This window comes from Rickettsia canadensis str. McKiel (genome assembly GCF_000014345.1).
Classification (GTDB): domain Bacteria; phylum Pseudomonadota; class Alphaproteobacteria; order Rickettsiales; family Rickettsiaceae; genus Rickettsia; species Rickettsia canadensis.
In genome coordinates, this window is the sequence record NC_009879.1 from 463,558 (window position 1) to 481,312 (window position 17,755).

Consider the following 17,755-nt stretch of genomic DNA (forward strand, 5'->3'; position numbering starts at 1 on the left):
GCTTAGTGCTTTTGAAAAAGTAAGCACAATAATATCTATAATAACTCAGTATCTTCAGTTTGAAGATAGTAGCATTAAAATAATAGGTGTAAGTTCGGAAAATAATAGTGATGGCGATCATTTCTTTATTTATATCTACTATATCCCTACTCATATTAAAAAGTGCTTTATTTTAGTTAGTAGTGTGTGTTATTAATAATTGAGAATTATTACAGAGGTATATATGTCTAAGAAAAAGCAAGACGATCAAATAATAAAAGAATTAGAAGCAAGACTAGCAAAGCTTAAAGGTACTCCTCCAACACTTGAAGAGTTAGAAGAAAGGTTTGCTAAACTTCAAGATAGACCTTATGTTCCCACAAAAAAATCCGGTAATAAAGTAGATGATCTAATTGAGCAGATACGATCTGAGGTTAAACTAGAACAAAAAAGTAGAAACCTTAGTAATCAAAAAGATCAAGAAATATGTGATAGGCTAGATAAATTAAGAGAAGATATCCCTATAATGCAACACAAGACATCTACAGCTCTTTCTTTTAATGATACTAAATCAATCATTACCGATACTATAGATGCTCAGGCAGATATAGCTAGTTTATATGCTAGTCGATCTACCGAGTTAGAGGAGAAAAAAGCATTACTTCATTTAGCTAATAATTTGACTGAAGCTAGTGATATTATTAGAGATAAGTCTCCTATATCTAAAGAATATGAGACTAAAATATTAGATGTTATTGCTAGTGGGTTAAATACAATATATGAAGGAATAAAAAAAATAGTTTCGCCTACAGTGAATATTCTAAAAGAAATAGGCAGTAGTTTTGTTAATTCGATCCAATCACTTCACCAAAAATCTTCCAAACAACAAATAAAAGAATCTAAAATAAAATTAAAGAAGTTATATAAAACATATATTTATTTGAAAGGAGTAAAACCAAAGATAAAAGAAGATTTTCTTAAAAAACATTATGAACGAATTGATCAGCTACAAACTCCTCAGGAAATATTTATAGAAACTGCTAAAATTACTAAATCTATAAAGATAGCCGGAAAACAAAAGATAAATAATCTTAAACAACAACAAATTATTAATAGAATGAAGGAACAAAGCCCTACTGCTTTTATTAATAATAATTTATTTGTACCGTCTAATACTCTTACAACTAAAGTAAGGTCTTTAAAAAAAAGCAACCAAAGGTAATAAGGTAATATGTATACTTGATGAACTTGAAAAAAATTGGCTACATCGTTTTGCAAGTCCTCCGGTGCTCTCATATTAGTATATGCTCTGCTCCTCGGCTTATAGAGTCCTTGCTCTTTTTCAAGTTGATCTTCATCTACTACTTTTTATTTACTTGAAGTATACTAGTGTTACCCTGTTGTTTGATCAGCTTTATTGCATGGCTCATATTTTTTTGTCATTGCGAGGAAAAACTGTAAGTTTTAACGAAGCAATCCAATATAAATATACTATAAATTAGCATTTTTTATTATTTTTTTGGATTTTGCTGCACTCCTTGCAGTTACTTAGCTCATGACGTTTAAATAAATTATTCCACCCCTTTCATTCTGCCTGTCTTAGCCTTATCAAACAAAGTGTTTTTAATTGCTGCATCACTAAAATCAACGTTTGTTAGATCAGAATTATTAAAGTTAGCCTGATCAATTTTAGCTGATTTAAATATGCTATCTGTTAATATTGAGTTTGAAAAATCTGTTTTAGAAATTGTTGTTGCAGAAAAATCTACATTTTGTAAGGAAGAGTTCTTAATTACCGTATTTGTTAGGTTAGCATTCTTAAAAATACTATTTGAAAAATCTACTCTATCAAATATTAAATTGCTCAAGTCAAAATTTGTTAAATTCATATTTGCTAAGTTAGTTATTTTTTGCAGATCTTTTACTGAGTTTATTATTATATTATTCGGTAGGTTTTTACTCGAATTATCGCTATTTAAAATAATATTATTAGAAACATTAGTATTAATAAAACTGGAATATGCTTGGTAGTTAATATTATTTATTTGTGAGTTAGAAATGGCGGAATTAATAACTGCAGTATTTATTAGATTGGAATTTATTAGAGCCACTTGGTTTAAATTGCCTAAATTAATTTTAACATCTGAAAAATTTATATTTTGTATTAAAGTTTTAGAAAAATTGACATTATTAAATTGCCCGTTAGTTATATTTGAGTTTATTATTTCACTGCCGGTTAAATCGGTATTAATTGCTATAAATTGTTTAAAATCATTATTGCTAAAGATAATATTAGCTATGCTAATATTATCTAAAGTAATATTTGAACCTTTAGTTTTATTAATCCTTACAAAATTAGCATTACTATTTTTTATTGATAAATTGTTAAATTTATTATCATTTAGACTCATATTATTTAATATACTATTATCAATTTTAAACTGATTTAAAACTGCACCACTAATTGTACTGTTTTGTAAATCACATTTAGTAAGGCTAATATTTTGTAATGTTGAACCTTGGAAGGAAGCATATGAAAAGTAAGAGTTATTACTTTGTACGTTATTAAAGCTTACTTCATTAAAAATACTTTGTGTGAAATTAGAATCCTTAATTATTACTGCTGTTAATCTAGTTTGACTTAGGTCGCTAGATTCAAAATAATTATTAGTAAAATTGGTATTATTTATTACACTTTTCGCTAAATCCGTACCGTAAAATATTGAATTTGTTATATTAGTATTTTTAAAGCTATTATTCTTTAGGTTAGCTTTTTGAAAATTAACACCATCGATAGTATTATTGTTCCATAATACATGACTAAATTTAGACTTTTCAAAGTTAACATGTTTTATAGTAGTTTTATTAAAAGCAGTATCACTAAAATTTGATTGAACCAAATTTGTATTTTGTAATGTTATGTTATTAAAAATTGAGCCTCGAAAGTCAGAATTATATCCAGAAATATTTTTTATTACTGAATCTGCAAAATTACTTTCTTGAATTATAGCATTTGTTAATATAGCTTTTTCTAAATTGCTACCTGCAAAATCAGTACGTAATATTTCACAGGAAGTTAAATCTATTCCTGATAAATCTTCATTTATTAGCTGGACTCCTATTAATTTTACTCCTTTTAAATTTGAACCAAACTTCTCTTTAAGGTTCACTTTAAGGTTTTTAGAATTTTGTGATACTATATAATGCTGAATTACTGTACTTTGGCTATCTGTAAGTAATCCATGCGCATCACGAGTAGATTCGGAACAGCTGCTTAATAATAAGTAAATAGTAATTATTGATATGACTTTAAGTATTGGCATCCTCATATTCTTCTTCATTTATTTTATTTGCAGGAGGTATATGTAAGCTTAATAATTTTAATTTACGATGCAAAGCTGATCTTTCCATACCAACAAATGACGATGTTTTTGAAATATTGTTGTTAAAACGACTCATTTGTGCCGATAGATATTGACGCTCAAAAACTTCTCTAGCTTCTCTAAGTGGCATAGATAACATATCAACACTATCTTCAAGCTTTGTAAGATTAGCACTATTTGCTAATATTTCCGCAGGTATCATATAAGGTTTTATAATTTCATTATTACCTGTAGTTAACGGATTCATAATTAAAGTCCATTCAACAACATTACGTAATTGTCTAATATTGCCTGGCCATTCATAGGATTGAAGAGCTGCAATAGTGTCATCTGCAAAAGGACGTTCTTTTAAACCTGAAAATTTTGAAAGTTGCTTAACAAAATATTTTATGAGTAATGGTATATCTTCTTTTCTTTCATATAATGAAGGTACTTTTAGAGAGAATACATTAAGACGATAATATAGCTCTTCTAGAAATTTGCCGTTATTAACTTCGTCTTGGATATTTTTAGAAGTGCCAGTAATAATTTTTATATCAACCTTAATACTGTCCCCGCAAGGTTTTGTAATAGTTTGATTTTTAAGAAATTTTAATAATTTTACCTGGATAGGAATAGGAATATTACTGACCTCATCTATATATAAAGTACCGTTATTGGCAAATTCTAAGATAGTAGGACGTTTATTATTATTTTCCTGCTTTTCCGATTCGCCGAATAATTCTTGATCGATTTTTTCTGTAGTCATACAAGTAGGACTGAAAATAATGAATGGATTATTAACCCTTTTAGATTGTTTATGAATTAACCTTGCGGCAAGCTCCTTACCGCTACCGACTTTACCCTGAATCATTATACGACTGCTAGAGCTAGCTGCCTTTTCTATTTCCATTTTATATTTTAACGTTACTGAACATCCTCCTACTAATTCAGTTTTATCTATAACTTTTGATTTTAAATCTATATTTTCACGTTTTAACTTTGTTACTTCACAAGCTCTTTTAAGTAAAATAACCAATTTATCATTATTAAATGGTTTTTCTATATAATCATAAGCCCCCATTTTTATAGCATTTACTGCTGTTTCTATAGTACCATGACCGCTAATAATTATTACCGGCATTAAAGGATAGCGTTTTTTAATTATCTCTAAAATCCCAAGCCCGTCAATTTCACTTCCTTGAAGCCAAATATCAAGTATAACGGCAGAGACTGGTTTTTCGGCAAGTATTTTAAGAGCTTGAGTACTATTAGCAGCAACTTTAGAGTTAAAACCTTCATCTTTCAAAATTGCGGCAATAATATTTCGTATATCCTCTTCATCGTCTACTATTAAAACATCTATTGATGACATTATAATTTACCTTAGAAATATTAATGTTAAGATATACGTTAATGCCGAATGTAAAAGAAAGCAACACTTTTTTATAACATTTTTGTCACAATAGCTATTTATAATGTAAAGATTGGCTAAGATGAAATAATATTAAATTATTTAATGAATTTTATTTGCAGTTTGTAGTATTATATGTGTTGTTATTATAACTTATTTTAAATTATGCTTAATATGCTTAACATTTTTTTAATTATTATTTCGTTATTTATTTGCTTAATAACCTACCTATTTATCAAAAAAACAGATATTTTTACCAAGTTATTAGTGTTAAACAGTTTTACGACTATTGTAAGTTTATTTATTTGTTGTTTAAGCTTATACTCAGGAAATAGTTCATATTTGGATATAGCAATTATTTATTTTCTCCTAAGCTTTATAGCAACAAATGGATATTTAAAATATTTTATAAATGAGTCGAATGAAAACAAAACAGATTAATAGGTATCTTTCTAAATTCGCTTATAGAGAGGACTGTGTAGGAGATACGAAACGCAGTACTGCAGCGTACATAAACGTATGTGAGGATGCGAGGAGTGTCAGGTCTACGCACAAATTACCTCTACAAGTAGAGCTTGGGAAGATGACTAATATAGTAATTTTAGGATGTGGTCTGAGTGGTATGCTGACTGCTCTTTCTTTTGCAAAAAAAGGAATTGAAACTACTATATTTGAGAGTAAGTCGGTAAAAAGTCCGGAGTTTTTTAAAGATATAAGAACAACTGCTTTAACACCACATGCTAAAAATTTCCTATCCTCTATTGATATATGGGAAGAGCTTGAAGAGTGTACTGTAGGAATGCAAGATGTATATGTAGTAGATAATAAGGCATCAGAGATATTAGATTTACGAAATGACAATAATAACTTGCTGGGGTATGTAGTAAAAAACAGCGATTTTAAAAAAATATTATTGTCAAAAATAACTAATCATCCTCTAGTAACATTAATTGATAATTATAAATATCAAGAAGTTATAAGCCATCATAACTATTCTGTTATAAAATTTGATAATGAACAAATTAAATGTAATTTATTAATTATATGTGATGGAGCAAATTCAAAAGCGAGGTCTCATTATTTTGCTAATAAAATTGAAAAACCTTATCAAACCGCTCTTACATTTAATATTAAGCATGAAAAGCCGCATGAAAATAGTGCTATGGAGCATTTCCTGCCGCTTGGTCCTTTTGCTTTGCTCCCTTTAAAAGATCAATATGCTTCTTCCGTAATATGGTCAACGTCTTCTGATCAAGCTGCTTTAATTATGAATTTGCCTGTAGAAGAAGTGAGATTTTTAACTCAAAGGAATGCAGGTAATGCCCTAGGTAAAATTACTATTGATAGTGAAATGAGTAGCTTCCCATTAAAAGCTCGTATGGTAAATAGATATTTTCATAATAAGATAGTACTTATTGCTGATACTGCCCACATTATACACCCGCTCGCCGGCCAAGGACTTAATCAAGGTATAAAGGATATAGAGACTTTAAGCATGGTAATTAGTAATAATAATGGTTCGTTAGAACGATATCAAAAGCTAAGGCAAGATGATAATTTTATTATGTATAAGCTGACTGATGAGTTAAATAATATTTTTTCACATTATTCAAAAAATTTAAGATTTATAAGACAAATAGGGTTTAAGGCGATAAATAACTTTAAACCTATTAAGAATTTAATTATGAATTATGCAATGGGAGAGCGATAAGATATCATATAGGCTTGATCGTGGTATCCAGAAAAAAAATACTAAAATTATTAGTATTGTAAATAATATATTTCTAGACCACGTGGTCAAACTACGGGGTGACAAGATAAATATTGAGCCACGATATGACCCCGAAATAATTATTAGAGATTCGTGAGTAAAGAAAATTTAAGCAGTAATCATCTATTAATACTTCTGAAGAAGAGATAAAAAATGCTAAAGAAAGTAATGCTACTCTGTCTAAATATAAATGAAAATTCCAATATATCTCAACCCCAAACTCAACAATCAGGACAGAAAAAGAATAGAGTACTTACAGAGACCAAAGCAATGTGTGGCTTAAGAGCAGTTACGGCAGCTGCCAGTGCGGTTCTAGTAAGTGCTAAAATTGTTTAGTGCTGCAGCAAAAGTCTGTGCTAATTTTGATATTGTCTGTGTAGCAGATGATTTAAAATCTGAATCTGATATAGCTAAGGGGTGTGACAAGATAAAAACTTTACCGGGGTAAGCTACGGCAAATGTATTAGATTAAATTTTAACCAGTAAGCTGGTATTACATGCAGCAAATGGTAGGGGCAGGACTATAATTTTGATTGCTGTTAAAATCTGACTCCTGTAGGAATTGTTAGTAGGTGCATTGTCTTTAAGTGCTATTGTATTTAATGTTGTGCAAGAAACCTTAGATGTAATAGAAGATCGGCATTTAAATGTTGAGAAAAAAACTTAGAAAGTATAAAAGAAAATAAACAAAAGCAGGTTCAGTAAATAGTTAATAGCTAAAAAGTTATAGCTACAGAAAATCGCCGGCATTACAAAAATTTTTAGATAGCAAGATTTCTGATATTTATCCAACACAACTTTCATCTGATAAGTCTTTTGAAGGTAGTAAATTTAAAGAACTTCCTGGAGCAATTCGTGATTCTATGCTAGAGAATGGTTCTTTAATGCTTGAGAAGGTATTGCAAGCGATACTATGGTTATAGCAGTTGCAGCTGCTAAGGGATTAGTTAATACCGGTAGTACAGCCGATATCGATATTATCCTGTAGATAATTCATTTCTTTAATAATAGGAAAATAGTAAGCAGAAGGCAAAGTTGTGAAACTTATATTGTGACTTTTTAAAACGATAAAATGAGGTAATATATAATTTTCAATAGTCACCTTATAAGTTTGATGAGCTGTAAAATTGCTTTCCAGAGTAAAATTTATTTTATACCACCAGCCAAACCGCTATTCTCGTTTAATATCAGGTGAAATTCCGTTAGTTCTCTTTGCAGTTTTATACACTACTCTTTAATTTTAGAATCACAAAGATCAATATTTAACGAATTCTTACCCGCTAACGGATTTTCATTTCATTAGTTAATTTTAAATATAAAGGTATTTTTTCGTTAAAACTGGTAGCAATTACTTGTCAATTTATTAAACATATTTTTCATATCTATAGTTTATAATTTTTGATAAATTATATATAAATAAAATTAAGTAAAGCAATGAATAAGGATATTTTTATTTAGCAACATTTTTTTATTATTGCACGTGTTGAAGTGGAAGTGCTTGAAGAAATAATAGGAGACAAGCTAAAAAATTGGTTAGGAATATAGTTATGAGCTTATCATAATACTCGGATTTACTATATTTGGGAGGCAACTATATTGCACAAGCTATTTTGTGTATTACTTTTCACATAATTTTATTTTGCTAAAATATACATTTGCAATACCTTTAAATTCTGCTCTAAACGTTAAGGGTTTTATTTTCCCTAGAGGTCATATGAGTAGTAGCATAGTATTTTACGGTTGGTTTTTTGCAAATATTAGACATTATCTTATTAAGAATAATAATAGTAGTGATTTTAACTGGTATTGGATTTTCGTTGATTTATAAGGGTTATCATTATCTATTTGATATTATTGCATCTATAACAATTGGAATAATGGTTATTGCTTTTGTATATAGTGTAACCAAAGAGGATATTGTGCATAAATATCCTTTTATGCTTGGAGCATTTGTGTGGGCGTTTTAACCGTGCCTATGGTAGCTTATCTTAAAATTATTGATCTAAATTGTCTTGTATCGGTATGGACGGTATTTTGGGGATTGCTCGGTTTGACTATTTCTTGGCCGGTTATTTTATCGATATTTGGAACTCTCTCAATCAAAATTAAATTATTTCTTCAACTTAGTTATAATTGTCGTTTTAATAGCGTTGCTTGAATGTATTAATTCCTTATTCAAACAATATTTAGGATATAAATTTTATTTAACTTGGTTCTTAATAGGCTTTAGTTTTCCACTATCGTTAAGATTATGTCATATTCACGTACGATCAACGCATTGATATATGGAGCACATTAAGTTGCACTTCATTGACTTATTTATCGTGTAAGGCGAAATTTTCTATTGACTTTACATATAAAACAGTATAAGTTGCTTTACAATTTAATTTTTTATTTATACAGAATTTATGCTAGGTTATGAAAAAGCACAAACAAGTTTAAATAGAGAACAAAAAGAAACAATACGTTTACTGTCCATAGGTACTTTCCTTGAGTATTTTGATTTAATGATTTATGTACATATGGCAGTACTTCTTAACGAGTTATTATTTCCAAAAGCCGATACTCAGACTGCTGCTATATATTCAGCTGCTGCTTTTTGTTCGACATTTGTTTTTAGAACCTTTGTCGCTCTACTTTTTGGTTGGATAGGTGATAAGTATGGACGTAAATCTACTGTGATTATAACTACTCTTTTTATGGCTTGTTTTTGTGCTTTTATGGCAGGATTACCTACTTATGTACAAATAGGCGTTACGGCTACTTGGATAGTGACTATATGCCGTATTATTCAAGGTATGTCATCTCTATGTGAGATAATTGGAGCAGAACTTTATCTTACAGAAACAATAAACCCTCCTAAACAATATCCCGTTGTATCATTAATGTTTTCTTGTGCTGTTCTTGGAGGTGTTGCGGCTCTGGGTTTAGAATCTATAATTGTTCATTATGGTTTTAGTTGGCGAATAACTTTTTTTATAGGCACATTTATTGCTATAACAGGAAGTTATGCTAGGACTCATTTACGTGAAACTCGTGATTTTATAGATGCTAAACAACAAGTGAAGAATATTTTTAATAAAGCGAGTATAAATATAAAAATACTAGAAAATAATCCAATTTGGAAAGAAAAAGTTCATTGGAAAACTTCTTTATATTATTTTTTAATTCACTGTACTTGGCCTGTTACATTTTATATTACCTACATATATTGTAGTAATATTTTAAAAAGTTCTTTTAATTATACTTCTGAAGAAATTATAACTCACAATTTTATTGTATCGCTAATGCAATTTTTTGGCAGCTTAATTTTTAGAGCTTATCTGAGTGGTATAATAAATCCTTTAAAAATTCTTAAAGGATTTTTAGCTATATTTTCACTATTTATCTTAATTTTTCCTTATTTATTAAATAATCTTCATACTCCAAGAGAATTACTTATTATCCAATCAATTATGGTAATTATCGGCTTAGGAGATGCACCAGCAGTACCAATTTTCTTTAAACATTTTCCTATTTTTAAAAGATTTACTTATTCAAGTTTTTTATATGCTTTATCTCGTGCTTTAATATATGTAGTTACTTCGTTTGGTATAATATATTTAGTAAGCTATTTTGGACACTGGGGAATATTAGTTATCTCAATTCCTTTAAGTATAAGCTATGGATTCGGGATACAGCATTTTGAGAAGTTAGAAAAGAATCGTGAGAACTATTTGAAGAAAAAGCAATTGGCTTAGGAATCAGAGTAGGCTATGTTTAAACATAGTTCTATTAATTTATTCTTTACTTGTGATATTCCTAGATACATACTTAAAATTAGAAATACCTTTAAAGTCTCTTCAATAATCTTTCTGATTTTCTCAGGTGATTTGACTCCTAAAGTTTGTACATTATGAATTCTATCAAAGAATTTTATAAGAGCGGTATCATATCTTTTTTGTTTAACTAATAAATTAAGACTTTCTTCAACACTAATTTTCCCGTATGATTTAATCCTAGTTAAACCCTCGACATGTCTTGCTACTTCTATTTCAAAAATTTCAGTGATCATTTCTTCAGTAAGTTCTGTATCCTCAATAGTATCATGAAGTAGAGCGGCATTTATCATGTTAGTAGTAAAAAGCTTAGGCGCTTCATCTGTTACAAACTCCGCAAGCATAATTGCAACCTCAACTGGATGAGAGTAATAAGGCTCGCCTGATTGACGCATTTGAGAGCCGTGATATTTACGTGCATAATAAATGCCTTTTTTAACTTCCTCTATATCAACAGGGTTTTTTACTTTAGCATTTAAATATTTGAGTTTATCAAGTAGTTTTTTAGCGTAAACGCAAACTTCAAACTTTTCTTGCCAAGAACTTATATCTTCCATAAAAGTCATTTCTTATTTTTGTTAATATATAGTAAAAACTTAAAAGTGCAATAACAAATAGCTTTTAAACCCTAAAGAAGTATTAATAATTTTAATCCTTGAGTGTTTTAACAACTATTATTCTATTTTATTACTTGCTTTAGCATCTTCTCCCTGCTGTAATTTATACTCTGTTGCTTTCTCTTCCATATAGTGAAAAAAGAAATAACAAAATGTTAAAAAACTAGTAAGAATAATAGCAAATATTACAAATATTAACTTAAATTTTTTCCTTGACTCTTGAGCTTTTAAACGTTTTCTTTACGCTTTATCAATATAAGATTCAGAGGTTAAAATTTATTCTTATTTATTTGTCATGTTTTAACTCTTAAAAATTAACTTGAATGATAGAGCTTAATTATCACCTAAGAGAAGTAATTTATAGAAGTAATTAAAATAAGTCAATAATTTTTAATCATTCGTTGTAATCATATTTTGATATAATTTATTTGGAAGTTGTGTAATTGATATAGAGACTTAGTTAGGTAAAGGAAATTTTTATGAATATCGATAGATTAGCTGAAGCTTTAAGTTCGTTTTAGTAAAGTTATTATTAATGTGAAGTTTAGGATAAGTTTTATGTCTTGAAAGTTTTAAAATAACTGGTGCACCCGAGAGGAGTCGAACCCCTAACCTTATGATCCGTAGTCATATACTCTATCCAATTGAGCTACGGGTGCTAGAGCTTCAAGTAAATTTATATATTTAATTTAGAGCTTAATTTCTAAGTCTTATTTTTTGTATCTAACATACGGGAAAGTATATATAAAAGCATAGCATTTGTCAAGAAACATAGAAGGTTCTTATATTTCTCTAAATAATAAAATATAAAAAATTATAATTAATAGTTGAATTATCATATAATATATTGTTAACATGAGAAAAATCAATATAATTTACTTATTTTGTATTAATATGACTGTACAAGCATCAAATATATTGGAAAATACTAAAAAAATTAGAGATAATTAACTCTTGAAATGTTGAGGAAAAATGGTAGAAAGGTAATGTAATAAATTATAAGTCAGAAGAAACTTTATTAGAAAAAACAGAAAAATATAACTCTTCTAAGTTCAAACGTTTGACTCATTGTAGTTATTTTGCGTATGTTGCTAGTGTATCTTAAGTCTTTCAAATAAGTCTCTATTTCTTCATCCTGAAAACGATAAAGAATTTATACCTACTTTATCAAATAAGAAAGCTGAGTGGCTTGAAACATCTGGAATAACACACGGTGGAATTATGTTAAAGCAGGCAATCGTGATGGTAGTTTTATTCAAGCACAAAAGTTTGCTAATTAAGGATATATCCATAATATAAAAATGGGCTAATACAGAGCATATTGCTATTGTAGTACCAAGTTAGTAAGGATATAGAAAAAATAAAAAGGAAGGACCTGACACAGCTTAAGCCGGTAATATTAATTTTTCCTGTAACTCTTTGAAAAAGGGTTTTAGAAGATGCATTTAAAAACAACGCAATTTTATTATTATAAAATATAACAAAAATCAGTAAGGCATTTGGAATTAAATTTTAAAGTGAACTTGTATAGCGTAATTCATAAAACATATGTGATATTGCAATACAAGCTAATTTTGCTAAATTCGCACTTACAGTACTTCCGTATGCTCTGCCTTAAATTCATCAAATCTTCTGCTTTATGAATTTAGCTGTACAGCATAGGTAAAGCTTATAAAATTTCTGTTGTTAAATTCATTAATCTTATTATTAATTGCTTCATTAAAAATTTTTACATTTGCAGGATTCTCGAGTTTAATCTTATCTAAAGTTATTACTTTATAAGGTGTGTCATACTCAGTTTTAAGAGTAATTAGTGGTTTATCAAAAGTTTTTATTTCTAGTCCAATAATATTTTCTGCTAGCTGATCTTTAAGCAAATTATTTCCATTGATAACTATATCTTCATATAATTTGTCAGGTATCTCTATATTTTTATATTGTTCACCAAGTTCTTTTTTCTCCCATATTCATTTGAGTGGCTTGTCCGTCTATTAATGCACTAAAAGGTACAGCTTCATTTATACCTCTTATTTAAAACGATTTTTTATTAAATTATTTATTTTTCACTAGAAGTAATACACTAGAAGTAATAGCTTCTCAAAATTTAGTGGAACACTTTTCCATTTCTTGTTTAAGTCCCTTGAAACTATCAGGTGAGGTTCATTGCTTCTACTGCCCTTTATATTCTTTCATTTATTGCAAGTATTGTTGCCCGAACATTTATAATGTTGTTTTTTATTACTTCTTGTTTTTCATTTATTTCTATTGTAGAAGTTTCATTATGATCAGCCTCAAATATTTCCTTAAAATCTTTGCTATTAATATCAATAGGTTCTTTATCTGCTATTATTTGATTTTTTAACTGTCCTAGAACATAACCTTCTATATCCCTTATATCGTTTCTTGCACCACTAATAATTTCTTTAATTTGCTTCTCAGTAGTAAGTGAGTTAGCTGGTTCGTTGTCTTTTGACATAATAACGTCGCTAACTTAACTTATTTATTAATTCTATTAAACTATTATTTAATTCCTATAAACAAGTTAATTTAAATGAAGCATTATTAAATTTTTACTTAAAAAAGCATAAGTTAAGATTTTTATAAGTTTTTGAGAGCATATTAGGTATTATTGTTGTGTGGATCAATAACTCCAATGTGTCATCGTAGCTTGACCACGTTATCCAAAAAAATAAAAAGACTACATCCCGTAATTAAGTGAGCTAGGATAATAGGGTGGTGATTGATCTGTGCAACAACGTTTTGAATTGTTTGTTAGAGTTTAATATTTACGCTACAGCATTTTTATCCATGAAACTATTTCTGTGCTTCCTGCTCGATCTACCGTTTCCTGTAACTAGGTAAATTATCATAAACAAGATGAGATATGCCGGCTACTCCGTTTACTATACCTGCTGTATTTTCATAAGTGAAATTTGCTGCTTCTATGCTTGGGTATAAACTGCATTTTAGGACATTCCATGGCATTATGCAGAGAAGCCAAACTACTCTGTGCTATAACAAAAGTTACCATATTGATAGTTTTTTGTCTTAGGTGCATTATAAACTAATATGTCATCACATTTCAAGGAGAAGTATTAAATAATTCTGAAAAAATTAATAATTTCTTATTTTATAAGAGTGAAAAATATATCAAAATATAGACAAAGTTTTTACATCCTTTATAATAAATAAGGTGTAGAAATAGAAGATGTATATGGGTGATAAATTAGATTTATATGAACAAGATATTGAAAATAACTTTAAAAAGCAGCAAAAGTTTAATAATCAAAGTGAAATAACTTTATTGCACAAGTCTGCTCAAATATATATGAGTAAAATGTCTATATTGAACGTGACTAACAGAAAAACAAAAAAAGAATTTTTAAAAGGATAAAAAACATTACTATGACCTTTATTAAAGAATTTAGAAACAAAGGATATTTCCATCAATGTACCAATTTGGATCGGTTAACTAGTATAACAAAAGAAACAAAAATAGCTGCTTATATAGGTTTTGATTGTACTGCTACATCACTTCACATCGGTAGTTTAATGCAGATAATGATCTTGCGATTGCTTCAGCAGCATGGTCATAAGCCTATTGTGATTATCGGTGGAGGTACGAGTAAAATCGGTGATCCTACTTGGAAAGACGAAGCACGTAAAATTTTAAGTAAAGAAGAGATAGCTAAAAATGCTGAGGGTATAAAGAAATCACTGTCAAAATTTATCAAATTCGGTGAGGAGAGCAGCGATGCTATTATGCTAGATAATTCAGAGTGGCTAGATTCTCTTAATTATTTAGATTTCCTACGGGATTTCGGTAGCTATTTCTCAGTAAACCGCATGCTCACTATGGATTCAGTAAGATTAAGGCTTGAACGAGAGCAGCATTTAAGCTTCTTAGAATTTAACTATATGTTGCTGCAAGCATATGATTTTTACTATTTAAGTAAGTATTATAATTGTAGTTTACAACTTGGCGGTAGTGATCAATGGGGAAATATCGTAATAGGAGTGGATTTAATTCGTAAAATAAGCAGCAAAGAAGTATTCGGTATGACGACGCCGTTACTTACGACTAGCTCAGGTGCTAAGATGGGAAAGACTGCTGCAGGTGCCGTGTGGCTTAATGAAGATTTATTAAGCCCGTATGATTATTACCAATATTGGCGTAATTGTGAGGATGCCGATGTCATTAGATTTGCCAAATTATTTAGTGAGTTAAACACTAAAGAATTTACAAAATTTGAGAATTTAGTAGCTGAAGATATTAATGCAGCTAAAAAACAGCTTGCTTATGAGTTAACGAAGCTTTGTCATTCAGAGCAAGCGGCAAAATCAGCTCTAGAAACTGCAGTAAAGATATTTGAACAAGGAGAAATCGATGAAAATCTGCATACGGTTGTTTTAGAACTCGAAATATTACAAGCAGGTATTAATGCATATGAGTTGTTTCATGAAGCAGGTCTTGCTACCTCTAAATCAGAAGCACGCAAACTGATAAGAGGGAAAGGAGCTAAGATAAATGATAAGTTAATAGAAGATGAGAACATGATAATTAATACTAATTTCTTACTTGATAAAAGTGTTATAAAACTCTCTGCTGGTAAAAAAAGACATATATTGGTTAGGATTTGAGAAGAATATTTGAATATAATAAAATTTAAGTTATGCTAAATTGAAACTATAAAATTAATTTCAATTGAGTTGATATAGCTGTGTTTCAGCATTTTCTAAAAGTAAGTAATAGAGCGATATTCTAAGTTTTTGCCAGTAGTCGGTACGGTCCTAGACAATCATGCAAAACTACTCTAGCTAAAATGTTATTTCTTTACTTACATTATGTATTGTTAGATATTTATATTAGACTGTAAGTAAAAGAAGATATGCGTGCCTTTTTATCTAGGTATGATGTAGTGCAATATGTGTCTGAGTTATTATCTTATTTACAAGGGTAGTAGATGACTCACCTCAAAAAGAAAGATATGTAATTACCTGTTCTTAAAATTTTGCCCTGAATCCATCATATAATACAATCCCTTGCAGTATTGGGATTGTTACTTTATTATCTCTTAGCCTTGCTGAAATTTAAAAAGTAGCAAATCCTTTAACTTCTATATTTAAGGGTGGTTATCCTTCTTTACATCATCTAAATATATCCTTCCTTGATTTTTATCCAAACTATATCAGATTTATATTGAACGAGATAGATGTCCGGCAACTAAAAATATCAGTGATTAAATCAATTGCATAATTTTTTAATTATGTATATGCAGAATAGGTCAGATTGTGAATTTTCCATCTCTTGCCCAAGATTGCAGTATTTCGTATACTAAGCTAGGCAGAGGATTAACATACTTGAAGTGAACTATATTATTTCTTTTCTTTAGGATTTTATAAAAATTTTAACAAGCAACTTATAAAGATGCCGAAATTGTATTTTTATGATGCCAGTATTGCTTGCAATTTGTTAGTACTTGCACACAAGATAAACCATTAGAAAGTCATTATCTTAAAGGGGTGAAATATTTAGTTATATTAGAACTTTTAAAAGGTAGATTAAATTTAGGATTACCAACAAATTGTTATTTTTGGCGAGATAAAACCGGATATGAAATAGATTGTATTAGTGAGTAGGGCGAAGATCAAAGCGATATAAATTTAATTCCACTCTACTACAGGCAGATTTTATTAAGAATCTAACCTATTTTTCTAAACTTGATCCTAATATTGAAAATTATTTAGTGTATAATGCAGAGCAAAATGGTAGTATTTTTAAATACACTAATTTAATTCTATTAGGACAAATTAATCAAGTAAATATTAAAATGATTAAAGCAATGAAAATAAGGCTTGATGAATATTTACTGCAAAAAGGTTTTGTAACAGATATTACCATAGCACAAAGCTTGATTATCCAAGGTAAAGTACATAATAAGTATGAGCAGTTAATTAAGCCCGGGATACAGGTTAATATAAATGACACCAACATTAAGGTAAAGCTACCGAAGCATAATTATGTTTCAAGGGGTGCATTAAAGTTAATTGCCGCTTTGGATTATTTTAAAATTACTACTGAAAATTTAGTTTGTATTGATATCGGTAGTAGTACTGGTGGTTTTACCCAAGTGTTACTTGAGCGTAAAGCAAAATTAATTTTTGCTGTAGATGTTGGTTATGGTGAGCTTCATCCTAAATTACGCAACAATTTGCAAATTAAAGTGCTTGAGAAGACTAATGCACGATATTTAACCGATAAACAAATAACAATGAAGCCTGATTTAATTGTTTGTGATGCCAGCTTTATTAGTTTAACTACTATATTACCGACTTCACTAAATTTAGCTAAAGAAGATTGTATGCTTATTGCTTTAATAAAACCGCAATTTGAAGTCAAAAAGCATGAGGTTGAAAAAGGCGGTATTATAAAAAATTCTATTCTACATCGAAAAGTATGCAATAAAATCAAAGATTGGCTTGTGAAAGAGCATAATTTTAAAATATTTGGTATAATAGACAGCCCTATACTAGGTGCTAAGGGGAATAAAGAGTTTTTAATATGTGGAAAAAGAAAATGGCTATTTTCCTATAACTTATAGATGTGAAATCGATCCACTTAACAACGCTTTCCCGTGGAAGCGGAAATCTAGAAAATAATCTCTTAATATAGGTATATATTTGATAAAATAAACATATAAAAACAATTTTTTATGTTTTCCTGGATTACCGCTTTCGCGGGAATGACCATAAAGTATGAAAAAGATGAAGTTAAATATTGCTTATATATTCTA

At 29.1% G+C, this 17,755-nt stretch carries 16 protein-coding genes, 1 tRNA gene and 2 pseudogenes; 11 read left to right on the forward strand and 8 right to left on the reverse strand.

Translation table 11 applies throughout. The features are described 5' to 3' along the window. Positions 1–223 precede the first annotated feature (223 nt). Positions 224–1,201 (forward strand): hypothetical protein, encoded by a 978-nt coding sequence (locus A1E_RS01960; protein ID WP_012148564.1) that lies wholly within the window; start codon positions 224–226, stop codon positions 1,199–1,201. Between the two features lie 349 nt (positions 1,202–1,550). Here the strand turns inward: A1E_RS01960 and A1E_RS01965 are convergent, their stop codons facing one another. Continuing rightward, a complete protein-coding gene (locus tag A1E_RS01965) occupies positions 1,551–3,296 on the reverse strand; it encodes a pentapeptide repeat-containing protein (protein WP_081422213.1) in 1,746 nt (581 codons plus the stop codon). Next, positions 3,289–4,716: a sigma-54-dependent transcriptional regulator gene (locus tag A1E_RS01970; protein WP_012148566.1), complete on the reverse strand. Its 1,428-nt coding sequence runs from the start codon at positions 4,714–4,716 to the stop codon at positions 3,289–3,291. The genes A1E_RS01965 and A1E_RS01970 overlap by 8 nt, the downstream gene beginning before the upstream one ends. Positions 4,717–4,929: 213 nt before the next feature. Here A1E_RS01970 and A1E_RS01975 point away from each other — a divergent pair, with 213 nt between their 5' ends. The 3 genes from A1E_RS01975 (at position 4,930) to A1E_RS01985 (ending at position 6,862) form a co-directional block, all read left to right on the forward strand. Further along, on the forward strand, positions 4,930–5,196 hold the full coding sequence (locus A1E_RS01975) for a monovalent cation/H+ antiporter complex subunit F (protein ID WP_012148567.1): 267 nt from the start codon (positions 4,930–4,932) through the stop codon (positions 5,194–5,196). Next, positions 5,177–6,466, forward strand: a complete 1,290-nt coding sequence (ubiH, locus tag A1E_RS01980) for a 2-octaprenyl-6-methoxyphenyl hydroxylase (protein ID WP_041405236.1) — start codon at positions 5,177–5,179, stop codon at positions 6,464–6,466. The genes A1E_RS01975 and ubiH overlap by 20 nt, the downstream gene beginning before the upstream one ends. A 213-nt stretch (positions 6,467–6,679) precedes the next feature. Next, positions 6,680–6,862, forward strand: a complete 183-nt coding sequence (locus A1E_RS01985; RefSeq protein ID WP_012148569.1) for a hypothetical protein — start codon at positions 6,680–6,682, stop codon at positions 6,860–6,862. Between the two features lie 631 nt (positions 6,863–7,493). Here the strand turns inward: A1E_RS01985 and A1E_RS05480 are convergent. After that, positions 7,494–7,875: pseudogene (locus tag A1E_RS05480) on the reverse strand (hypothetical protein); the annotation flags it as partial. Between the two features lie 290 nt (positions 7,876–8,165). Between A1E_RS05480 and A1E_RS06780 the strand changes: the two are divergent. The 4 genes from A1E_RS06780 to A1E_RS02000 all read left to right on the forward strand — a co-directional run bounded on the left by A1E_RS06780 (position 8,166) and on the right by A1E_RS02000 (position 10,266). Further along, on the forward strand, positions 8,166–8,354 hold the full coding sequence (locus tag A1E_RS06780; RefSeq protein ID WP_231259283.1) for a hypothetical protein: 189 nt from the start codon (positions 8,166–8,168) through the stop codon (positions 8,352–8,354). After that, positions 8,317–8,493 carry a phosphatase PAP2 family protein gene (locus A1E_RS06785; RefSeq protein ID WP_231259273.1) on the forward strand — a complete coding sequence of 59 codons (177 nt, stop codon included), beginning with the start codon at positions 8,317–8,319 and terminating at the stop codon, positions 8,491–8,493. Before A1E_RS06780 ends, A1E_RS06785 begins: the two co-directional genes overlap by 38 nt. Further along, the gene (locus A1E_RS06790; RefSeq protein WP_012148574.1) at positions 8,481–8,684 is read left to right on the forward strand and encodes a hypothetical protein; all 204 of its coding nucleotides are present in this window, start codon (positions 8,481–8,483) and stop codon (positions 8,682–8,684) included. The genes A1E_RS06785 and A1E_RS06790 overlap by 13 nt, the downstream gene beginning before the upstream one ends. A gap of 250 nt (positions 8,685–8,934) precedes the next feature. Beyond that, entirely contained in the window at positions 8,935–10,266 is a 1,332-nt protein-coding gene (locus tag A1E_RS02000; RefSeq protein ID WP_012148575.1) for an MFS transporter, read from the forward strand. Here A1E_RS02000 and A1E_RS02005 read toward each other — a convergent pair. The 5 genes and pseudogenes from A1E_RS02005 to A1E_RS02020 form a co-directional block, all read right to left on the reverse strand. Then, positions 10,263–10,901, reverse strand: coding sequence for an HD domain-containing protein (locus A1E_RS02005; RefSeq protein WP_014363812.1), 639 nt, complete (start codon positions 10,899–10,901; stop codon positions 10,263–10,265). The genes A1E_RS02000 and A1E_RS02005 overlap by 4 nt on opposite strands. Before the next feature lie 117 nt (positions 10,902–11,018). After that, positions 11,019–11,237: pseudogene (locus A1E_RS06795) on the reverse strand (hypothetical protein). Between the two features lie 306 nt (positions 11,238–11,543). Continuing rightward, positions 11,544–11,620: transfer RNA gene (locus A1E_RS02010), tRNA-Arg, on the reverse strand. Between the two features lie 978 nt (positions 11,621–12,598). Then, positions 12,599–12,838, reverse strand: a complete 240-nt coding sequence (locus A1E_RS02015; protein ID WP_012148577.1) for a hypothetical protein — start codon at positions 12,836–12,838, stop codon at positions 12,599–12,601. Positions 12,839–13,140: 302 nt separating this feature from the next. Further along, on the reverse strand, positions 13,141–13,437 hold the full coding sequence (locus A1E_RS02020; protein WP_012148578.1) for a hypothetical protein: 297 nt from the start codon (positions 13,435–13,437) through the stop codon (positions 13,141–13,143). Positions 13,438–14,175: 738 nt separating this feature from the next. Here A1E_RS02020 and A1E_RS02025 point away from each other — a divergent pair. From A1E_RS02025 to A1E_RS02040, 3 genes are all read left to right on the forward strand, one after another. After that, positions 14,176–14,355, forward strand: coding sequence for a hypothetical protein (locus tag A1E_RS02025; RefSeq protein WP_012148579.1), 180 nt, complete (start codon positions 14,176–14,178; stop codon positions 14,353–14,355). A gap of 11 nt (positions 14,356–14,366) precedes the next feature. Then, positions 14,367–15,602 (forward strand): tyrosine--tRNA ligase, encoded by a 1,236-nt coding sequence (gene tyrS / locus A1E_RS02030; RefSeq protein ID WP_012148580.1) that lies wholly within the window; start codon positions 14,367–14,369, stop codon positions 15,600–15,602. 1,202 nt (positions 15,603–16,804) lie between these two features. Further along, a complete protein-coding gene (locus A1E_RS02040) occupies positions 16,805–17,563 on the forward strand; it encodes a TlyA family RNA methyltransferase (protein WP_041405271.1) in 759 nt (252 codons plus the stop codon). Positions 17,564–17,755 lie beyond the last annotated feature (192 nt).